General features: G+C 52.6%; 16 protein-coding genes. 8 read left to right on the top strand and 8 right to left on the bottom strand.

What is annotated here, in order from left to right; all coding sequences use genetic code 11:
• Positions 1-10 precede the first annotated feature (10 nt).
• Positions 11-1,135: a sensor histidine kinase gene (locus tag B157_RS34405; RefSeq protein WP_020602212.1), complete on the bottom strand. Its 1,125-nt coding sequence runs from the start codon at positions 1,133-1,135 to the stop codon at positions 11-13.
• Positions 1,136-1,220: 85 nt separating this feature from the next.
• Here B157_RS34405 and B157_RS0104635 point away from each other — a divergent pair, with 85 nt between their 5' ends.
• The 4 genes from B157_RS0104635 to B157_RS40015 all read left to right on the top strand — a co-directional run bounded on the left by B157_RS0104635 (position 1,221) and on the right by B157_RS40015 (position 4,671).
• A complete protein-coding gene (locus B157_RS0104635) occupies positions 1,221-3,767 on the top strand; it encodes an outer membrane beta-barrel family protein (RefSeq protein ID WP_020602211.1) in 2,547 nt (848 codons plus the stop codon).
• 56 nt (positions 3,768-3,823) lie between these two features.
• The gene (locus B157_RS0104630; RefSeq protein WP_020602210.1) at positions 3,824-4,249 is read left to right on the top strand and encodes a hypothetical protein; all 426 of its coding nucleotides are present in this window, start codon (positions 3,824-3,826) and stop codon (positions 4,247-4,249) included.
• Between the two features lie 102 nt (positions 4,250-4,351).
• The gene (locus tag B157_RS0104625) at positions 4,352-4,543 is read left to right on the top strand and encodes a hypothetical protein (RefSeq protein WP_020602209.1); all 192 of its coding nucleotides are present in this window, start codon (positions 4,352-4,354) and stop codon (positions 4,541-4,543) included.
• Positions 4,540-4,671, top strand: coding sequence for a hypothetical protein (locus B157_RS40015; RefSeq protein WP_020602208.1), 132 nt, complete (start codon positions 4,540-4,542; stop codon positions 4,669-4,671). Before B157_RS0104625 ends, B157_RS40015 begins: the two co-directional genes overlap by 4 nt.
• 49 nt (positions 4,672-4,720) lie before the next feature.
• Here B157_RS40015 and priA read toward each other — a convergent pair whose 3' ends face one another.
• Positions 4,721-7,246: a replication restart helicase PriA gene (gene priA / locus B157_RS0104615; protein ID WP_020602207.1), complete on the bottom strand. Its 2,526-nt coding sequence runs from the start codon at positions 7,244-7,246 to the stop codon at positions 4,721-4,723.
• A 212-nt stretch (positions 7,247-7,458) separates the two neighbouring features.
• Here priA and B157_RS38030 point away from each other — a divergent pair, with 212 nt between their 5' ends.
• The 3 genes from B157_RS38030 (at position 7,459) to B157_RS0104605 (ending at position 13,991) form a co-directional block, all read left to right on the top strand.
• Positions 7,459-7,821 carry a hypothetical protein gene (locus tag B157_RS38030; RefSeq protein ID WP_157618305.1) on the top strand — a complete coding sequence of 121 codons (363 nt, stop codon included), beginning with the start codon at positions 7,459-7,461 and terminating at the stop codon, positions 7,819-7,821.
• Between the two features lie 183 nt (positions 7,822-8,004).
• Entirely contained in the window at positions 8,005-12,897 is a 4,893-nt protein-coding gene (locus B157_RS36680; RefSeq protein ID WP_169521661.1) for an SdrD B-like domain-containing protein, read from the top strand.
• 89 nt (positions 12,898-12,986) lie between these two features.
• Entirely contained in the window at positions 12,987-13,991 is a 1,005-nt protein-coding gene (locus tag B157_RS0104605; protein ID WP_020602204.1) for a YpdA family putative bacillithiol disulfide reductase, read from the top strand.
• Positions 13,992-14,030: 39 nt separating this feature from the next.
• On the opposite strand, the gene B157_RS34395 is transcribed toward B157_RS0104605, so the two are convergent.
• Together B157_RS34395 and B157_RS0104595 are read right to left on the bottom strand one after the other, a co-directional pair.
• Complete coding sequence (locus B157_RS34395; protein WP_020602203.1) at positions 14,031-14,444, bottom strand: hypothetical protein; 414 nt, start codon at positions 14,442-14,444, stop codon at positions 14,031-14,033.
• A 65-nt stretch (positions 14,445-14,509) separates the two neighbouring features.
• Positions 14,510-16,174, bottom strand: coding sequence for an ArnT family glycosyltransferase (locus tag B157_RS0104595; protein ID WP_020602202.1), 1,665 nt, complete (start codon positions 16,172-16,174; stop codon positions 14,510-14,512).
• Positions 16,175-16,373: 199 nt separating this feature from the next.
• On the opposite strand from B157_RS0104595, the gene pgi reads away from it, so the two are divergent.
• Entirely contained in the window at positions 16,374-18,029 is a 1,656-nt protein-coding gene (pgi, locus tag B157_RS0104590; RefSeq protein ID WP_020602201.1) for a glucose-6-phosphate isomerase, read from the top strand.
• A 128-nt stretch (positions 18,030-18,157) separates the two neighbouring features.
• Here the strand turns inward: pgi and B157_RS0104585 are convergent, their stop codons facing one another.
• The 4 genes from B157_RS0104585 to B157_RS34390 all read right to left on the bottom strand — a co-directional run bounded on the left by B157_RS0104585 (position 18,158) and on the right by B157_RS34390 (position 21,552).
• Positions 18,158-19,615, bottom strand: a complete 1,458-nt coding sequence (locus tag B157_RS0104585; RefSeq protein ID WP_020602200.1) for a tetratricopeptide repeat protein — start codon at positions 19,613-19,615, stop codon at positions 18,158-18,160.
• A gap of 128 nt (positions 19,616-19,743) precedes the next feature.
• Positions 19,744-20,034: a hypothetical protein gene (locus tag B157_RS0104580; protein WP_020602199.1), complete on the bottom strand. Its 291-nt coding sequence runs from the start codon at positions 20,032-20,034 to the stop codon at positions 19,744-19,746.
• 27 nt (positions 20,035-20,061) lie between these two features.
• Positions 20,062-20,640, bottom strand: a complete 579-nt coding sequence (locus tag B157_RS0104575) for a hypothetical protein (RefSeq protein ID WP_020602198.1) — start codon at positions 20,638-20,640, stop codon at positions 20,062-20,064.
• Positions 20,641-20,877: 237 nt separating this feature from the next.
• Positions 20,878-21,552 carry a histidine kinase gene (locus tag B157_RS34390; protein WP_020602197.1) on the bottom strand — a complete coding sequence of 225 codons (675 nt, stop codon included), beginning with the start codon at positions 21,550-21,552 and terminating at the stop codon, positions 20,878-20,880.
• Between the last annotated feature and the right edge of the window lie 72 nt (positions 21,553-21,624).

Genomic DNA, 21,624 nt, shown 5'->3' with positions numbered 1-21,624 from the left:
CGGTAAGTTACTAAAAAGCAGCTGTGTATTTTGGTAAATCCTGCGGTATGTCAGTATCGCTGTTTTTTTCCTGAACGGGCAGTTCAAACGATATGATAACGCCATGCGGCTGATTAGCAGTGATGCTGAGTTCGGTACCGTACATTTTTTCGAGCCGTAGTCGCGTATTAGCTAACCCAACGCCAGCCCCTTTCTCGCCGGAACCGTTCATTCCAACACCCGTATCGGAAACCATTACCCGGAGTTGATTAGCATGCTGACGTATACTGACGCACACCTCCCCCCCGTCAATGAGCGATGCGACACCGTGCCGAACGGAATTCTCCACCAAGGGCTGTAGTAACATGGGCGGTAACATACAATTCAGCACATCATCGGATACGTCGAACCGAACGTGCAACCGGTCGCCGAAGCGGGCTTTTTCGAGGTCCAGGTATTTCCCGACGAAGGCAATTTCGTCGCGCACGGTGGCGGTATCGGAGCGGGAGGCCTGAAGCTGGTAGCGGAACAAATCGGCGAGTTCGGCCAGTAGCTCGCGAGTGTGTTCCTGCTCGGGTGGCACCGACGCACTGATAGTGTTGAATACGTTGTACAGAAAGTGGGGGTTCAACTGCGCTTTCAGGGCCGATAGCTCACTTTTCACTGCCAGTTCGCGCAGTTGAATTTCCTGAATGCGTTGCTGCTGCAAATCGCGGTAATACGTGTAGGCGTGAAAAATCCCGAACTGAACCATGTAAAACAGCGCCCCGATATATGTGTCCCAAATGCTCGAATTTCCCCGCATCCGGCCTACCCCAATGGCATCGGAAACAGCGTAATACACACTTTGCCAGGCGATAATGAACAGCGGCAGCAACGCGATGTGCAACAGCATCCGCTGCATGAGCGACCAATGCCGTAGCCGTACAAACAACAAACACCAGATGGGAGCCGTGAACAGCAGTTTCAACCCGTAATCGAGAGCAATACGCGGAACTTCGCCCGTGAAATAATCAAGGATTGGCGTTTTTGCCCATTCGCGCTGGCTAATCGACAAGGCTATGTCATATAGCAAAGCCGATAACCCGTACATACCCAGCACGAGCATCAATTGGCGGTACGTAATGCCCCAGAAAACGGTTCGGTTGTAGCCCATCGGTTCTATGAATAACAATCAAACTTACATCAACTTACGATACACTACTTCTCTTTTTCCGACGAATCGACAAATACGTCGGTGAATGACATCGCCTTTCATTCACCGACAAAACCGGCCACTCACCGAATGCGGCTGGCTCTCCCCTGACCCGCCCCGTAGCTTTGACCCATTCAAACTCGTAGAAGCTATGAAAAAGCCATTCCTGTTGTCCCTGATTCTCCTTCTTATTGGTTCGGCCTCCTTCGCCCAAACCGCTTCCATCAGCAGCACCGCCGTAACAACCATCGGGCAGGTGGTTCCTTTCGCCACGGCCGTCCTCCGGTCGGTAGCCGACTCCGCTTTAGTGAAAGCAGCCGTAGCCAATGAAGCCGGTGTATTCGCCTTTTCGGGCTTACGAGCCGGTAGTTACCGGGTTGGTTTAACCGCTGTTGGTTACGCGACCTGGCAGTCGGATGTAGTTAATCTGACCGATGGGCAGACCGCTACCCTTGCCCCCGCCCGGCTAACCGAAGCGGCAAAGTCGCTGGCGGAAGTGAGCGTGAAAGCGACAAAGCCATTGGTAGAGGTATTGCCCGATAAGTTAGTTCTGAACGTGCAAAGCAGCATTACGGCCCTGGGCAGTTCGGCCATTGAGTTGTTACAAAAAGCACCGGGCGTACTGATCGATCCAAACGACAACATCATACTACAGGGTAAAAATGGCGTTCGGGTATTTATCGACGGGAAACCCTCGCCCCTCGGCCCGGCGGACCTTACCGTTTATTTACGGACATTACAGGCATCGGATATTGACGCTATCGAAATTATCACTCAGCCCTCGGCCCGTTTCGATGCGCAGGGCAACGCGGGGATTATCAATATCCGGCTGAAAAAGAACCGTAACTTCGGTACTAACGGCAGTGCTACACTGGGGGTTGCCATGGGTGCCTACTACCCTAAATATACCGGTTCGGTATCGCTCAATAACCGCACACAAAAGACGAACCTGTTTGCTACGTACAGCCTGCGCGATGCCCGCGACTGGTCGTATATAAGTCTCTACCGCGAGCAAAGTGGCCAGTTTTTCAATCAGCGAAGCGAAACCACCACCCGGTCAGCAGCACACAACGCCCGCCTGGGAGCCGACTGGTTTGTCAGTAAATACAGCACCCTCGGTATGTTGCTGGATGGTTCGCTGCGCGACGCTACCGGCAATACCCTGGGCCTGACACCCATTGGCAGTCTCGAAGGGCGAATCACCTCGCAGCTTCTCATTGCTGATAACCGCAACCTCAGCAACCGGGTCAACGGCAACGCCAACCTGAACTATCGCTTTGCCGATACCTCTGGGCATGACTTGAGCATAGATGCTGATTTGGGCCGGTTCCGGTCGACGGGCAATAATTACCAGCCCAACCGCTACGTCGACCCCATCACGAACGCCCTTATTCAGGAGCGTAATTACCGCATGACGACCCTGACCAATATCACCCTTCGCACGCTGAAAGCCGATTACAGCCAACGGCTGTGGGGCGGAAAGTTTAGCGCGGGGGTCAAACTATCCTCCGTGCGAACCGATAATGACTTCAACTTCTTCGACGTAATCAACGCTCAGAATATACTAAATACCGACCGCACCAACCAGTTCGTCTATACCGAGAATGTGAACGCAGGCTACGCATCGTTCGAGAAAAGCAAGGGAAAATGGCAGGGACAACTGGGGCTGCGCATCGAGCATACCCATTCTGACGGGCAACTGATTGGCGTAGCTGAACCAACCGCCGAATCCCACGTGGTCCGTCGCTACATGAATGCTTTCCCCAGCGCGGGCCTGACTTACAATCAGAATCAGAACAACTCGTTTTCGCTCAATTACAGTCGCCGAATCGACCGCCCCACTTACGAGAGCCTGAACCCCTTCGAGTCGAAGCTGGATGAACTAACCTATCAGAAAGGCAACGCATTTCTGCGCCCGCAGTACACCAACACCATCCAGCTTTCGCACACCTACAAATACAAGCTGACCACCTCACTCAGCTACAGCGACACACAGGACTACTTCACCTCCATTACCGATACCGTTGCCACAACTCCCGGCGAGCGGCCCCGCAACTATATCACTACCCGGAATCTGGCCAATCAGCGCGTGGTATCACTGGCGGTGAGTTACCCGTTCAATATCGCTAAGTGGTGGAACGTGTACCTGAACGTGAGCGGGTATCACTCGGCGAACAATGCTAACTTCGGCGGTGGCAAAACCATCGGTCTGTCGGCCAACGTGCTGAGTCTGTACGCCCAGCAAACCATTACGCTACCCGGAGCCTGGAAGCTGGAAGTATCTGGCTATTACACCTCACCGTCCATCTGGGGTGGTACCTTCCAGAACCGCCGGTACTGGGGCAGCACGGTAGGCATACAGCGCAAAGTGTTAAACGAGCGCGGGTCGCTGGTATTGACCGTGTCGGACCCGTTCAACAGTCAGCAGTGGCGGGGTATCAGTCAGTTTGGTGGGTTGTACATGGATGCCAGTGGCGGATACGAAAGCCGTCAGGTTCGAATCAACTTCACGTATACTTTCGGCAATAAGCAGGTCAAAGCAGCCCGGCAGCGCAAAACGGGTCTGGAAGATGAGAAAGGGCGTATTAATTAAAGCCTGTCAGGCAAAGTTTTACGTGCACAAAACACAACTAAAATCAATCGACAATCATGCAACTACGTACCCATTTATTCACTGGCCTGTTGGCAGTAGCTTTATGTGTCAGCAGCTACGGTCAATCTGCCAGCAAGCCAGCCCAGACGATGGCTGCAGCCACCAAAGATTCATTACTTCGCGCCCTGAGCGGCACCTGGGAAATCGACCTGCGCCCCGCGCCCGACGCGGCTCCTTATTTAAAAGAGTTTGTCGTCAATGGCTACTTCGATGGTTCGTTGAGTGGCGTGTTTTACGATACGCCTTTTTCGGATGGTAAGGTCAATACTGCGTGGGGCGTGATTTACTTTGCCTTCACTACCGCCGACCAGTCGGGCACCTATTTTCACAGCGGCTATCTGGACGAAAATAAACTGTACGGCCAATCGTATTCTACTGGCAGAGGATTCGTCATTCCCTGGATTAATGGGCATAAAAAGTAAGTAAATCAGGATTGAAGGGTCAACTTTAGGCTCTCCGTCAGCGTTACTATCAACAGACTATCAATCAATTACTTACTTTTGTATAGATAAACTTGCAAAGTCATGAGCGCACCATTGGATAAGGATCAAATTAGCCAATCACTTAAAGAGTTGGCAGTCAATGATCCGGATTTTGTCAGGAATCTCATTCTCGAAGTAGCCAACTCGTTGAAGCAAAACAAGCGACAACGCCTGGAGCAAATCGTGAATGAAGATTTTGCTGAATACGAAGCCGTTTTCAGGGCGTTGGCATGACCTATCTGGACAAAGACGACATCGCCTTCATCAATCAGCGTACAGTAGCCGAGCACGGTGGAAACTTCATGCCGCCCCACAACTTCCTGCACGAAGAGAACCTGGACTATTTGGTTGAAGCCGTATAGGCTGAGATGTTTAGACTGGCATAGTCAAAGTAAGAAAGCCAAACGAGTCTCATAAACAATCCACATCGGCCACGATGCTGACCTGACGTAATCCTTTGTCGGTGAGGATATCGTTGATGCGATCGCGGATGTAGGTTTTCACCGCTTTTATGTTCACTTTTTCGCGCTCTATCTTGACGAGGATATCGAACAGAAACTGGTTTCTTATACGCTCCACCAGGGGTTCTTCGGGCCCCAGTACGCGGCTGCTGCCGAGCGCATCGGTGAGTTCGGCGGCAAGGCGGGTAGCGGCCTGCTGACTGATGGCTTTGTCGGTGTGGCGAACGGTTAGTTTGATAAGCCGCACGAAGGGCGGGTAACTGAAATCCCGACGTTCCTGAATCTCCTCTTCGTACAATCCTTTGTAGTCGTTCTGAATCACCTTTTGCAGAATGGGCTGTTGTGGATTAGCCGTTTGAATCAGCACTGTTCCCTGCCGCCCGGCCCGCCTGCCCGCCCGGCCGCTCACCTGCGTAATCATCTGAAACGCCCGCTCCGTGGCCCGGAAGTCGGGGAAGTGAATGAGCCGGTCAGCGTCGAAAATACCGACCAGACTCACGTTATCGAAGTCGAGTCCTTTGGTAATCATCTGCGTACCCACCAGAATGTCGACCTCCCCACCTTCAAACTCCTGAATTATGTTCTGATAGGCGTTTTTGGCGCGAGTCGTATCCAGGTCCATCCGTAACACCTTCGATTCGGGGAAGTAAATCAGAAGTTGGTCTTCCAGTTTCTCGGTGCCAAACCCAATCGTTTTCACCTTGGTCGAACCGCAGGTAGGGCAGGTACGGGGCACGGGGTCTTTATGGCCGCAATAGTGGCAGCGCAGTTCGGCGTCGCGCTGATGGTAGGTCAGGCTGACGGCGCAGTTGTTACACTCGGCCGTCCAGTCGCAGTCTTCGCACTGCATGTAAGGCGAGTAGCCCCGGCGGTTCTGGAAGAGGATGCTCTGCTCTTTGCGCTCCATGTTATCGCCCAGCGCCGTGAGTAAGGCCGACGAAAACTCATTCTTCATGGATTTCTGCCGCTTTTCCTGTTGGGTATTGATCAGCAGAATATTGGGCAGCGTGGCATCGCCGAATCGCTTGAACAGTTCCACCAATCCATAGCGACCCTGTTTGGCCTGGAAATAGGTTTCCAAAGCGGGCGTGGCCGACCCCAGCAACACTTTGGCTTGCTGCCAGTGGGCCAGCATGATGGCTACGTCGCGGGCGTGGTAGCGGGGTGCCGGGTCGTGCTGTTTGTAGCTGGTCTCGTGCTCTTCGTCCACGATAATCAAACCGAGGTTATCGAAGGGCAGAAACACCGCCGACCGCACGCCCACCACAAACTGATATTGGCCAGACACGACGCCTTTCCAGACCTCCACCCGCTCATTGTCCGAAAACTTGGAGTGGTAAATCCCCATTTTGTCGCCGAATACCCGCTGCAACCGCACCACAATCTGCGTGGTGAGGGCAATTTCGGGCAGGAGATACAGCACCTGCGACCCACTACCGAGGGCCTGCTGGATAAGGTCGATGTAGACTTCGGTTTTACCGCTTCCGGTTATACCGTGCAGCAACACGATGTTCTGGGTATCGAACTGCGCCATAATCTGAGCCGAAGCCGTTTGCTGCGCTTCGGTCAGTTTGATTTCGGCCTGGGGGGCGTTATTGTCCGAAAAGCGGGGCTGGATCAGTTCAAACGTTTCAAACACCTGGTTCTTGATCAGGGTAGACAGGGATGACTGCGATAGTTCGTCGTCCTGATTCAGAATACCCTTATCAAGTCCTTTCTGGTTGAGTTCCGGGTTGCGCTGCATCGGTACGTGCTGCAGGTACCGCATCACGACCTCTTGCTGTTTGGGTAGTTTTTCAAGCCGGTTCAGCAGAACAAGCAGTTGCTCCTTTTCTTCGTAGTTCCGGTGCAGGCGCACCTTTCGAACCATTTTGGGTACGTATTTTTCCCGGACTTCCTCGAATACAATAATCGCCTTTTTGCCCACCAGCGACTTGATCAAAGCGGGTACGTTGGTTCCCTCACCCGCCATTCGTCCCAGTTCATCGTACGACAGGGCCGGGTGTTTTTTCAGCTCGGCAAGCAGTGTTTCTTCAAACCCGGTGAGCAGTTCGGGATAATCGAAATCCGGGTTGACCTGCACTTTCGACTGACTCGATATTTTCAGGCCCGATGGCAGGGCCACGTTCATCACATCACCCACGCAGCACATGTAATATTCAGCCATCCATTTGAACAACTCCAGCTGGTAGCCGGTCACCAGCGGGTACTCGTCCAGTACCTCGCTAATATACCGGGCCTGGTAGGCAGCGGGGGGTGAGTTATGCAGTTTGGCCACGACCGCCGTTAGCACGCGGCTATTTTTCTTACCAAAGGGCACAATCACTCTGGCACCAATTTTGAGCACCTCAGCCATCCCGCGCGGAACCCGATAGGTAAACAATTTTGGTACCGGAATGGGCAAAATCAAATCGGCAAAGAAGGTTACTTCTTCCTGATCAAAGGCCGTAAACAAAGGACTGAACGAATTTTCCACAAAAGCTCTCGAGTATGGACAATAAATATACGAACAAAACCCTCCGCCATTTGGCAGGGCTTTTGTCTATTTCCCCACAATGGATGCGTAGTTGTAAACCAAAAGTAAAATAAAGATAATTAACAGATTTTTTATCCCTGTTTCACCCCTTACAACCCACTAATCCTGCCTGTTATATCTCCCTGTTTATTACAAATTAAATTGACTTATCCATGAGAAACGTGTATCCGTTGAACACCACTGGGAGGTGGTGTTCACTGATAGCTTTTTTAGCTGTTCTTATCTGCACAACGACGATCAACGCCCAGGTAAGCGGGGTTGTTTTCCGTGACTTCGACTCGAATGGCATTCGCTCCGACACATTGCCCACCGAATTGGGTGTGGCCGGTATCACGGTACGGGCTTTCATCAATTTTAACCAAATACCCATTTCAACCAGCAGCGGTGCTGATGGTAAGTACGCATTCAGCCCGACCGATGTTCCGTCTGGTAGTACTGTGCGCATTGAATTCGACAATTTCCTGACGGGCTACTATACCAGTTCGTATGGTAGTAACAACGGAACAAGTGTATAGTTCCTGAAAGCGCCGGCCGGGGGCGTTGATCTGGGCATAAACTATCCCACTGATTATTGCCAGCAGGCGGGCAGACTGCTGATTACGTCCTGCTTTGTCAATGGCGATTCGCAGTCGACGCTTGATATAAACGGGAACCCTGTACCACCCGAAAAACAGGCCGCCCTGACGGATGCAATGGTCATGTTTCCCTACGAAGCATCAGGCATAGCCGGGCCGGGCAATTTCCTGCCTGCTCACGTTGGCACAGCGGGCGAGATAGGAACAGTCTGGGGGCTTGCTTACCAGCGACGGGCCAAAAAGGTTTTTAGTACCGCCTTCGTTAAACGCCATACCAGTTTCGGCCCCGCTGGTCCGGGCGGTATCTACGTAACAGACGTTGCCTCGGGTGTTAGTTCTACCTTCATGTCGGTTACGGCGTTGGGCATCGATGTAGGGGAAGACCCGCATAAAGACCCACTGGCTAATTTGTTTGGCGATCGTACTGGCGGCAGCACAGACCCCAGTGCCATGTCGGCGGTTGGCCGGATGAGTTTTGGGGGAGCCGACATGTCGGACGATGATAAAACGCTGTACGTTGTCAACCTCAACGATCGTAAGGTGTATGGCTTGCCCATCGGACTGCCAGCCGTGGTACCCTCGGCTTCGGACGTAAAATCGTGGGCGGTTCCTAATCCGGGCTGCTCCAATGGCGATTTTCGTCCCTGGGCCCTTAAGGTCTACCGAGGTAAAATTTACGTGGGGGTTGTCTGTTCGGCCGAAACATCCCAACAGGCGAGTGACCTGAAAGTCACCATCTACCGATTCGATCCGGCTGTTGCCAACGCTGTTTTTGACGAGGTACTTTCGTTTCCACTCGACTACCAGCGGGGCCCGGTGGATATGACGGGTACCTGCATCACCAAAGATCACTGGCTTCCCTGGACCGATGCCTGGCCGGATCCCTGTGGCGAAGGACCAACGCCCCGGTTTGCGATATCGTCCCAGCCGATGGTGACTGACCTGGAATTTGATGTGGACGGGTCCATGTTTATTGGTATGCTGAGCCGGTTTGCTCACCTGGGTGGTCAGGCCAACCATGACCCCGCCGGGCATGGAAGCTATGATTCATTTGGGTTTGGTGATTTGCTCCGGGCGTATAACAACAATGGCACGTTTGAACTGGAAAAGAATGGTCAGGCAGGGCCACTCACGGGTACCGGCGTTGGGGATAATGACGGGCCCGGTGGTGGCGAATTTTACGGACAGGATTACTGGAAGTTCTTCGGTAATGTTGCCAGTAGGGAAATAACGTCGGGGGCCTTGTCTTTTGCTCCGGGCTACAACGAAATCATAAACTCGGCCGTCGATCCGATTGACGACCGCTATCTGGCAGCGGGCCTGAAAATTTTCAACGCAACGAAGGCCGCCGTTACCCGAAACTATGAGATATACCGGCAAGCGGAAGGGCTTTTTGCCAAAGCGGGCGGACTGGGCGACAATAAACTCCTTTGCGACCCTGCCCCTATCGAGATTGGTAACCGCTTCTGGTTCGATGATAACCGCGATGGGATCCAGAACGCCTACGAACCGGGTATCGACGGGGTTGTATTGACCCTTTACGATATGGACAACGGAGGTACCCCCATTGCCTCCCAAACGACGCACGATGGCGGCCAGTTTTACTTCAACAACACGACCGTATCGGGTAGCCTCCAGTATAATCGTCGCTACGAGATCCGGATGGACATGACCCAGTTGTCGGCACTGGACATTACAATGAAGGGGTCCACCCCCCTATCCGGGCTACAGCGTCAATATACCCTCTCACCGGCCAACAGCAACAACTTTACCAACCCCGACCTCCGCGACTCCGATGCGCAGCTAACGGGTAACACAGCGATCATTACCGTAACAACGGGCAACGCTGGTCAGAATGATTTCACGAATGATCTGGGTATTTACACCTGTCCCGAACTACGAAATGAGACAGATAACCTGAGCCTGTGTTCGGGCATGCCGCTGGATTCCATTGTATCGAACGGAACGCACCTCAGTCAGGTCGATTCCGTCCGTTTCGTTGTGTTCAGCAGCCCCCAGTCGGGTACGGCCATGTACGGGTCTGGCAGCACCTTGCTCGGAACCATATTACCAGACCCGACTACCGGTCGTACTGTGCTCCGTAACCCTGTTGTCAATACAACCAATAACACGGCCGGGATGGTTAGTCAATACATCTATGCGTTGGTATGGCCCATGCCAGCCGACCCTAACTGCCGGCAGAGTAGCCAGACGGTGCTCACTGTTTCACCAGCGGTTTCCGCTTCGGCAACGGGTGGAACAGTGAGCTGTTCGACCATACAGATTACGCTGAATGGGCAGGCTCTTTACGGAAATGGTTCCGCTGCTACCAACGTTACCTATACCTGGACAGGGCCGAACGGGTTTAGCAGCACCCAGCAAAACCCTTCCGTGTCAGAAGTGGGTATCTATACCCTTACCGTAGGCAATCCAGCCTGCACCAGCGTACAATCGCCACTGGCAATCGCCACCGTAATAGCCAATACGGCCGTTCCGGTGGCCTCTGTCAACAGCCTGACATTAACCTGTATAAACCCAACGGGTACACTCACGGCCAGCGTATCGGGGGGCACATCACCGTTCTCCTACCAATGGAGTACGGGAGTTTCCAGCCAGCGTATTGCCGTCAACACAGCCGGGCCATATTCGCTCACGGTTACCGGTAGCAATGGCTGCCGTACAGTGGCAACGTCAACCGTTACAGCCGACCTGACGACGCCGGTAGTGAGTGTCAATAATCTGGCCCTGAATTGCGCTAATCCAACGGGTACACTCACAGCCAGCGTATCGGGGGGCAGTAGTCCTTACACCTATTTGTGGAGCACGGGAGCTACTTCTCCCGACATTACCGTGGGTAGTGCAGCCGGGCCGTATTCGGTCACTGTTACCGGTAGCAATGGTTGTGTCACAACAGCTACTACTACGGTTACGGCTGATACAATGGCCTCTGGTGCCTCTGTCAACAGCCTGACGTTAACCTGTGTAAACCCAACAGGTACGCTCACGGCCAGTGTATCGGGGGGGACAGCACCGTTCTCCTACCAATGGAGCACGGGAGTTTCCAGCCAGCGTATTGCCGTCAACACAGCCGGGCCTTACTCGGTAACCGTTACCAGTGCGAATGGTTGTGTCACAACAGCTACGGCCACTGTCTCATCCGATGTAGTCCCGCCAGGTACCTCCCTCAATAGTTTGACGCTAACCTGTGCTAACCCATCGGGGCTACTCACAGCGAACGCCATGGGCGGCACCGCTCCGTATACCTACCAGTGGAATACGGGTCAGACAACGGCAGGTATCACTGCCAATACGGATGGCCCTTACTCCGTTACGGTCACCGGAGCAAATGGCTGTCAGACGGTAGCCAGCACCGCAGTTATTTCTGATACGGCAGTACCCACCGCATCGGTCAACAGCCAGACACTAACCTGCGCCAGACCAGCGGGTACACTGACCGCTAATGCCACGGGCGGCACCGCTCCGTATACTTACCAGTGGAGTACCACTGCAAACACCCCATCCATCAGCGTGGGCAGGGCAGGATCCTATTCAGTGGTCCTCACCGGCACTAACGGCTGCTCATCTTCGGCGGTTGCCAGCGTTGTTCAGGATACGAATCAGCCAGGCGTATCAGTCAATGCGTTGACGTTGACTTGCACGAATCCGTCGGGTAGGCTCACTGCCGGTGTAATAGGGGGAGACACTCCATACACCTATTTATGGAACACGGGAGCTACCAGCGCCAGTATCATGGCCAGTGAGGCCGGGCCATATTCGGTTACGGTAACGGGTGCAAATGGCTGTAGTTCTGCCGCTACGGTAACGGTCATCTCCAACACAGCCGTTCCGGTATCGTTCGTTAATTCCCTGACGCTGACCTGCATCAGCCCAACGGGTACGCTTTCCACCCGTGTAACTGGTGGCACCGCACCCTACACCTATCTATGGAGTACAGGAGCGACTACAAACGACATCACGGCCAGTTCGGCGGGTCCATACTCCGTGACCGTCGCAGGTGCCAACGGCTGCATCGCTACGGTTGCTGCGACGGTCACGTCCGAAACGGTCGTACCCAGCGCATCGGTCAATAGTCTGACCCTGACCTGCACCAATCCATCCGGCAATTTAACGGCCAGCGTAACGGGTGGCACCGCTCCGTACACGTATCGGTGGAGTACCAACGCCAGTACCCCTGGTATCAGTGTCGGCAGTGCCGGTTCGTATTCAGTTGTGATTACGGGGGCCAACGGCTGCTCGACATCAACCAGTGCCAGTGTGGTGTCCGGGACGGCCGTACCCAGCGTTTCGGTCAATGCACTGACACTGACTTGTACTACACTGTCAGGCATACTTACCGCCAGTACCACGGATGGTACCGCTCCGTATAGCTACCGGTGGAATACGGGGGCTGCAACAGCCAGCATCACGGCCAGTGAGGCCGGACCTTACTCCGTCACGGTTACCGGAGCCAACGGTTGTATTACGACTGCCACCACCTCGGTTGTGTCTGAAACGACAGTCCCAAGGGCTTTAGTCAATACGCTGGAACTAACCTGTACCAGTCAATCGGGTATGCTAAGTACCACGGTAACAGGTGGTGCTGGCCCGTATACCTACCTTTGGAATACGGGCCAGACCACAGCCAGCATCACGGTCAGCACGGCAGGGCCGTATTCCGCGACCGTGACAGGCAGTAATGGGTGCAATACCATTGTCAGCACCCCTGTTACGTCCAATACGGTAACGCCGGTAATGACAACAACGGTAGTGGCCAAAAACTGTGAAACCTGTGCCGCCACCGTGGCAGCTACAGCGCCGGGTGCCACTTTAAGCTGGACAGGTCCCAATAACTTCACCGCCATTGGGTCAGAAGCCAAAGCAACTGATGATGGTACGTACGTTGTTACGGCCACTGCCAGCAATGGCTGCCGGGTTTCGGCTAGTCTGGCGGTCGTACCATTTGTTTGCCCTCCTGCCACCTGTATTCCAATTGTGGTGAGAAGGAGCAAAAAGTAAATACCAGCAGACCAACCCCATAAAAAGTCCCCTTAGCGCAACCTTTGGGGACTTTTTGTGTGTTAGAGTAGTATAAGTAACATAGTCATATGCAACCTGTTGATGTCATTATAGTGGGTGGTGGGCCTTGTGGCCTTGCCGCCGGTATCGAAGCGGCCAAAGCCGGGCTTAGCCATCTAATCCTGGAAATGGGAAGCCTGACCGAGTCAATCCGCCAATACCCCCGCCGGATGCGCTTCTTTTCGACCGCCGAGAACATCGAGATTGGGGGACTCCCTTTTGCCATTTCCGACGTGAAAGCCGGTCGCGACGAAGCCCTGCAGTACTACCGTAAAGCAGCGGCTTACTACCACCTGAATTTCAAGCTGTTCGAGAAAGTCTGGGACGTTACGAAGGAAGGTGAGCTGTTCACCGTTACGACTACTACCGGCGGAACGTACTATGCTCACAAGGTCATTATGGCTACGGGCTATTTCACGCGCCCCCGCTGGCTCAACATTCCGGGTGAGAAACTGCCCCACGTGTCTCATTATTACGATGAACCGTTCAAATATTCATTTACGAACGTGGTTATTATCGGCGCATCGAATTCTGCCGTTGAGGCCGCGCTGGAATTGTACCGGCACGACGTAAACATTACGGTGGTACACCGGGGTGAAGATTTTCGAAGTACGGTGAAATACTGGCTGGTGCCCGATGTAAAAAACCGGGTGAAAGAGGGAAAAATCAAAACGGTATTCAACGCCTGCGTTACTCAAATCGACGAACACTCGATAACGGTCAATGACCTAAAAACGGGCGAAGAACGGCAAATCCCCGCCGACTTCGTCTTTATCCTGACCGGCTACATTCCTGATGCGGCCCTGCTAACCCGTTGTGGTATTGACCTGAATCCGGAAACGCAGGTACCGGTTTTCGACAGGGAAACGTTCGAAACCAACGTACCCGGACTGTACGTGTGTGGTACGGTGCTGGCGGGTATTTACACCGAGAAGGTGTTCATCGAAAACGGTCGTGAACACGCGCAGTCTATCATCGACCACATTATGGGCCGGGAAGTGCACAAAGTGGCCGAACTGATTCAGCGGATTTGATGCGCTGACCCCACGGGCGCGGCTGACCGATGGCCAGATTTATTTTGCTTTTACCTGCACGATATACGTTCGTACGGGTTGACCATTCCCCGTTGCGCCCATTGCCTGCTTCCTGAAAACGACATTGGCTTTACCCGCCGTGATCCCTTTAATCTGAAAAACCGTGGAGCCGGTATCCATTCGTTTGAGTGTATCTACTGCCGGAGCCAACTCCCGGCGCGATACGTCTACAATCTCCTGATTATCGGAGGTACCAATCAGTTCCATTGACCCATCGCCACTCCCGGGCAGGGATATTTCTCTGATGTCGCCCACCGATATGCTCATCTTTTTTGTGGTTCCTGAGCTTGATGAGTTACCAGCACTACAGCCCGGCAGATAAATTGTCAGACAAATCAACCCAATTGGCAGGGTGGCAAAGCGAATCAGGTTTTTGAGTAAGAGATGGCGCATCGTTGTTAGAAGTTACCTGTACGCTATAACTGTCCGGCCGGGTCAACAGTTTTCAGCACAGCAAATCACCTTACCCGCCTTCGGTAAAAGACAAACCCATTTTTAGCACCCGTCTTTCGCACATCAGGTAATGAGTCGAGCAATGTCGGCTCCTCGCTGGCGTGGCGAATGAAGAGCACATCTTTGTCAATCCGCCCCCGCAGCAACCATTCGTCGTTGTAGTAATTGGGATTGGCAGATGGCTGTTTCATCGTATAAAAATACGGGCCGTAGCTGTGGTAGCCGTAGGTCTTTACGTATACATCCTGCTCCTGCGCCCGCTCGAAAAACGCCATAGCTGCGGCTTGTGAAATCCCTTCGATACGCCCGATAAAAAACCAGAGAGTAAGCGTAATAAACACCGCCATCCCCCCCAAAAGCGTTATGGATGCCTGCGCCGTTTCGCGCTGGTTATACCATCGGAAAGCCAACGTGAGGACAATCAATAGCCAGATTCCGGGTATCAACGTCCACCACGGCCAGTTTATGCTGGCATCCAGATTCCCCTGCGAGAAGGCATCCTGGTCGGCATATTGCCGCACAATGTCCATGTGATGCGCCAGAATGGGCATACCAATAAGGGCTACGACGTAAATCCCTCCAATGAGTATCAACCCGGCCCGCATCCAGTTATTGAACTGGATTTTTCGCTCTTCCAGTTGCACCAGCGTCAGGGCGGCCAGGTACGTTAGCGGAAAATAGCAGAGTGAAGAATAGTGGACGATTTTCGATTGCACCAGACTGAACAGAACCAACACTACCCAAAATAGAATGAGCATCCACCGCTTAAACTCGCGCTGGTAATTACGCTCGATAAACAGCGAGCCCAATGCCCGAATGGCAAAGATGGATGCCGGAAAACAGCCAACCAGCAGCATAATGACATGAAAACCCGGAAACCCCACATGACCGGCATCCGGCGTACTGAACAGGCGAATATTATACGCCAGAAATTCACGCATCAGCGCGGGGCCGTGCAGGTACACATCCAGCCCATACCAGGCCAGCGACATCAGCGAAGCCGCCAGGGAAAAAGTTAGAAACTGCGCCGGTGTGATAAACCACCGAAATCGTCCCAGCATCCAGTACACCAGTAGTACCAGACAAATAATGAGGTAGGCAACCGGCCCTTTTGTCAGGATGGCCAGTCCCAGCACAAAGCCGCCAATCAGCAGGTACGTCCACTCACGTTTGGGCGCCGTCATGGCGCCCCCCAGCCGCTCCCGTTTCCAGGAAGCCAGGATCAGGTTGACCAGTCCAATGAAAATAAAGAGGTTGAAAAAGGGATCGATAATACCGGAGCGAAAGTACAGATGGGGTGTAACCGAACCCAGATAAGCCACTGCCCAAAGCAACCCGAAGCGATGACCGTGCAGTTTTTCGCCGAGGTTGTACAGGTAAACCAGCGAAATGATGCCGCAAATAGCATTCGGTAGCCGGGCAGCAAATTCGTTGATGCCGAACAGATTCATCATGGCCGACTGAAGCCAGAAAAACAGGGGCGGTTTTTCGTAGAAGGGTTTGAAATCAATGTGAACGTGCAGGTAGTCGCTCAGTACAATCATCTCGCGGGCGGCCTCTGCGAAGTTAATTTCGTCCCAGTCGAAGAGCCGGACACCACCCAGAAACGGAATAAAAAATAAGGCTCCCAGCGCAACCAGAATAAGCGAATAAAAGAGTTTTTGATTCATTAATACGGGGAGTCATGTCAAAAAAGCCCGACCTGCCAGCGGGGAAAGAAGCACAAAAATAGCCGAAAAAAGTTGCCGGGATTCCCGATATTCGCGCCGACAAGTAGGTTTATGGTTTTTAGTTCTACGTCTATAACGGGATAGTTAGCCGTAAACGAACCACTGAAAACCAGAAATCGCAAACCTAAAACCGCAACACATGCTCGCTAACCATTCCTTTACCGACTTACCAGCCCGTGCCCAGTTACAGGCTCATTACGATACGATAAAAGACCAGCATCTACGCGATCTCTTTGCCGAAGACCCGGAGCGGTTTACTACCTTCTCACGCCGGTTTGAGGATATCCTGCTCGATTTTTCGAAGAACCGCATCACCGCCGAAACGCTGGACCTGCTTATTCAGTTAGCCGATCAGGCCGGATTGAAGGATGCCATCGGCAAGATGTTTTCGGGAGACACAATCAACCAGACGGAGGATCGAGCGGTGCTGCACATAGCCCTGCGCAATCGGTCCAACAGCCCGATTCTGGTCGATGGGCAGGATGTGATGCCCGATGTCAATGCCGTTTTGGGACGAATGAAATCATTCACGGAGCGTATCCGGTCGGGGGCGTGGAAAGGTTACACGGGCGAAGCCATTACGGACATCGTGAACATTGGTATCGGTGGTTCCGACCTCGGCCCGGTGATGGTAACGGAAGCCCTGAAGTCCTACGCCGACGATAAAAAACTCCGCGTCCATTTCGTTTCCAACGTTGACGGCGTGCATATCTACGAGACCCTGCAAACGGTTCGGCCAGAAACGACGCTTTTTCTGATTGCCTCCAAAACCTTCACCACGCAGGAGACCATGACCAACGCCCAAACGGCCCGGCAGTGGTTTCTGGATGCATCAAACGACGAAGCCGCCATTGCCAAACATTTTGCTGCCTTATCAACCAATCAGGCAGCCGTACGGAAATTCGGCATCGACCCCGACAATATGTTCGGCTTCTGGGACTGGGTGGGTGGCCGTTACTCCTTATGGTCGGCCATTGGCTTGTCCATTGCCCTGTACGTTGGTTTCGACAAATTTGAGGAGTTGCTGGAGGGTGCCCACGCGATGGATAACCACTTTCGCGATACGCCCTCCGACCAGAACCTGCCCGTTATTCTGGCGTTGATGGGTGTTTGGTACAACAATTTCTTTGGTGCGCAAACCGAAGCTATCCTTCCCTACGATCAATACATGCACCGCTTTGCGGCTTATTTTCAGCAGGGCGATATGGAGAGTAATGGCAAATCGGTTGACCGCAATGGTAACCCGGTCGATTATCAGACTGGTCCCATCATCTGGGGCGAACCGGGTACTAATGGGCAGCACGCGTTCTATCAGCTAATCCACCAGGGTACTAAACTGATTCCCTGCGATTTTCTGGCCCCGGCAATCAGTCAGCGGCCCATTGGTGAGCATCATAAAATACTGATGGCCAATTATTTTGCCCAGACGGAAGCCCTGATGAATGGCAAAACGGAAGAAGAAGCGGCCGACGAATTGCGGAAAGCAGGCAAAAGCGAGGATGAGATAGCGGCTCTGGCACCGTTTAAAACCTTCTCCGGCAACCGGCCCACCAACTCCATTCTGTTCCAGAAGCTGACCCCGCACACGCTGGGTAGCCTGATTGCCCTGTATGAGCATAAGATTTTTACGCAGGGGGTTATCTGGAACATTTTCAGTTTCGATCAGTGGGGTGTTGAACTGGGTAAGCAGCTGGCCAGCCGTATTCTGCCCGAGTTACAGGACGATGAAACTATCAGCGCACACGATAGCTCGACAAACGGCCTGATAAACGCCTTCAAAGCAATGCGAAAGTAGTAGTCTGTTCCTCACCCAAATGATCATCCAGTGTCTTTGGGTGAGTTGGCACGATATAAAAAAGAGAATCGACCGAAGCGTACAAGTCTCGGTCGATTCTCTTTTTTTGTACCAGTGATACCGTTGCGTTAGCGCGTATAGAAGTCGCCTTTGGCAATAGTAGATTCGTACTCGTTGTTGATCGTTTCCAGAAATTTACCCGTTACCCAGCCTAAGTCCGAGTTTCGGATGAACACAAATCGTTTGGACCCCAGTGAGTTGTTGTACACCCGCGTGATATAATCGAGCCACAAAGCACCGGCAATGAGCTGCTTTTCACTGAGTTGATTCTGAGATGCATTGATATCCTGCTCGGCCTGACGGCGTATACCCGCGTTGGGAATATCTTTCAGGTCGGGGCGGGTCAGGGCTTTGTAATCCGTCAGGGCCATACGCTTGAACTGTTCGATATCATTGACCGTAACAGCTACGGCCGTAACACCCGCCTTTTCGGGGTGCAGATAAGCAACCAATGCCTGAACAATATCCCCCCCTAACCCTACCGTCCGACGTTCCTGCAAACCCGTATCCCGATTTTGGATGAACGGTTTCAGGGCAGAATCGGCTATGGTCGGGACTACAAGCTGGGCTTCGCGCCGGTACGCATCCATGCCCAGCGACTTTTTGCTCTCGATCTGGCTTACAAGCGTGTTGATGCCAAGAGGCAGCGTGATTTTATGAAAATCCTTATCAACATTGGTGTAATTCCGGCGGCTGGCTTCACTCTCGAAATAGCCACCCATCGTACTGTTATTGCCCACATTCAGAGCCGATGTAGTCGGCCACACTTTTCGGGGAATGGCACCAATGGTGAACAGTTCAGCTTCGCGTGCGGGAGTAAACGTAGTGTCGATACGAAGTCCGGTACCCGGAACGGCCCGCTCCAACTGCGTGTACAGTCTTTTACGCCCTTCTGGTGTATGGGCCAGTTCATTACTCATGTCGCTGCTCAGCACAACAAAAATCCGTTCGTTGGGAATCTGGTAGCGCCGGATCGAGTCAAGCCCAATCCGAAGCGCGTCCTGGCTACCTTTAAATGAATTGGAGGCATCGGCAACCAGCAGGTTGTTTGGAATGTCGAAGGTTGTTTTGATGTCTTTCTCGTAGAAATCGCTTTCGTACTTTGTTTTGAAGATAGCCACCCGCACCCCCGTTTGGTTGAACTGGATACCAGCGTAAATATTTTTGCTGGAGAGTGCCCGCATCACTTCGTTAACCCCCCATCCGCTGGCTACGTACTTCAGTTTACCATACAGGTCGAGTGATTTTTGCAGGTAAGCCAGGGCATTGGTCGTATCCTTGATGTCTTTGTACGAAAGACCAATCAACTCGTTGGCAACGGCCTGCCAGTACACACTTTTGCCGGAAATGAAGGCAGGCATGGCCCGGTTCAGCAGGCTAATCGATTCCGGTGATTTGTCGACCTCCCGGAGGGTGTTCGCTAACTTTGTGTAGTGGATAGCGTCAGCAATCGTTTTGGCGTTCTGAGCCTGCAACGAAGCGCTACTAACAGTGATGGTAACGAGTAGTAAAAAAAAGTGCCTCATGGTGCTGGTCGATAAGGAGCTGGGGTTAGCTGGAATAAGAAATTTCCCAACATATGTACGAACGACACAGCGAAACAGATTCAAAAAAGCTGAAAAGTAACTGTATACCTCAGCGTGTTATTTTCCAGTCAGGCTCTCAGCATTCGTCGCTGTTTGACCAAATCTTCCTTTTTCACAAAAGTTATTGGCACAAACTCATCGGTTGGTGAGCCGATGTAGTATAACGTCCAGTTACGGTCGTAGTCGGCCAGCAATTGCTGAATGCACTCGACCCGGTCGAATGTGGGTGACAGGCAGTCGCCCCAGTAAAATAGTTCGACGCGGTAGTGCAATGCCTGCTTTTGACCATTGATGGTCACGTCGATTTCTATGTCCTGTTTGCCAGGCATCGAAGATATGGGAATGGCGATGTATGACATAGGCTTTGGAGATAAGGAATGCGGACGTTATTGATTACCGGTTTTGATACCGAAGCTGCGTTCGGTATCCCGGATGATTACCTGTTTTTCGTGCTCCGATTTACCGATTACATTGGCAGTACGTTCGATGATCAGTTCGTCGCCGTCTTTCCGGAAAACGTACTGCATCCAGAGCCGCCCGTTCTCTTTGTCTTCCCGAACCAGTACGGATGATGGCATTACGTCGTCGGGAGAAAGCGACGATGTTGCATTCGCTTCCAGGTGGCTGTTCTCGTCCGTATCTGCCCCCTTGTTCCCCCGGTAATCAACCTGTTTTTTCCTCGTTTTACTACCCTGTTCTGGGTCAGCGATAACTACGGCATCTAGTTCGGCAGCATGCTGCTCCAACGAATCGACAATGCGATTTTCGAGTGCTTTCACGGTTGTCTTTTCCATGTCGGACACATCGAATGAGCGGCTATAGTGCACAGAACGGCCATCGTCTTCGATATCGACGCGAATTCGGAGCTGATGGCCATCATTCGTGATGTGCTTGTTGACAAATGATGATTGGGCTACTACGCTGAAACCAATGCCCGTTAGGAGTAGTGTACAAAGCGTTTTCATGAATTGGCAAAAAGTAGGTAGGGGATGCGTTGAAAAAACATTTCAGCCATCATCATGCCAGACAAATAAAACACTGACTACTAGTGAATTAACACAAATAGAAAAGTATAAACGTCCATTATCGGACAAATTCTGTACGACAGCGGACACCGTTATCCCGTTGATTAACAGGCGTGTTTATGCCGGAACAGTTTCCGTTACCGGAGCACGCTGTACTGACGAAATCATAATGAGCGTTCAGACAAGCAGCATTCCACGCATAACCATACGTTGGGCCACTGCTGCTTGTGCTGGTTTCAGATCACCTGGAGTTACAACAAGTATGCCGCATCCAGCTACGGCGGCAATGCCAAGTTGCCCCCGCTTTTTGAGAGGCTGGGCCTGAAGGGTTTCAACCCAAAAAAGCAGTAACAGAATAAGCAGGTAACGCACCAGCAGATGCCCGTTGGGAGCCGATTTAATTTCGATAATCGGCGGCCTGGCCGCGTGGATAACGTTGTGCTTCACTGCCTTTTCAACCAGCACCTGAAGCGTGAGCAGGGGCAGCAGCCGGTCTTCATCGGCAGAGTCGATGGTAATCTCCAACTGGATACCCGACGCATAGCGGGTTTTGAGCAGGTGAAAATACGACTCGATAAACGTCAGTTCATTGGTTAGCGTAGTCAGGTCGGTTTCGCGGCCTGGTGTGTCAGCGGGGCGGTTAGTTTGAAGCAGGTGGCGGTACACTTTAGCCATCTCGTCCACAAACTGCTCGGCCCGCTGCGGCTCGTCGGCAATGAGCGAGGAGAGGGAGTTGAGCGGGTTGAAGAGGAAGTGCGGGTTGACCTGATTTTTCAGACTCTTGTACTGGCCTTGCAGGTTCGTCTTTTTCAACTGCTCTTTCTCGACCAGTGAAGTCAGCAAACGGGGCATAGGAAACAGACCGAAAAATGAGCCGGAGCCTGTTTACAAAAATAATTAGCCCGGTTGGCACATTCTATGCCA

Origin of the sequence: Spirosoma spitsbergense DSM 19989, from assembly GCF_000374085.1 — a bacterium.
GTDB classification, from domain to species: Bacteria; Bacteroidota; Bacteroidia; order Cytophagales; family Spirosomataceae; genus Spirosoma; species Spirosoma spitsbergense.
The sequence above is the reverse complement of the archived record's forward strand: the minus strand, read 5'-3'. Positions and strand labels throughout refer to the sequence as shown.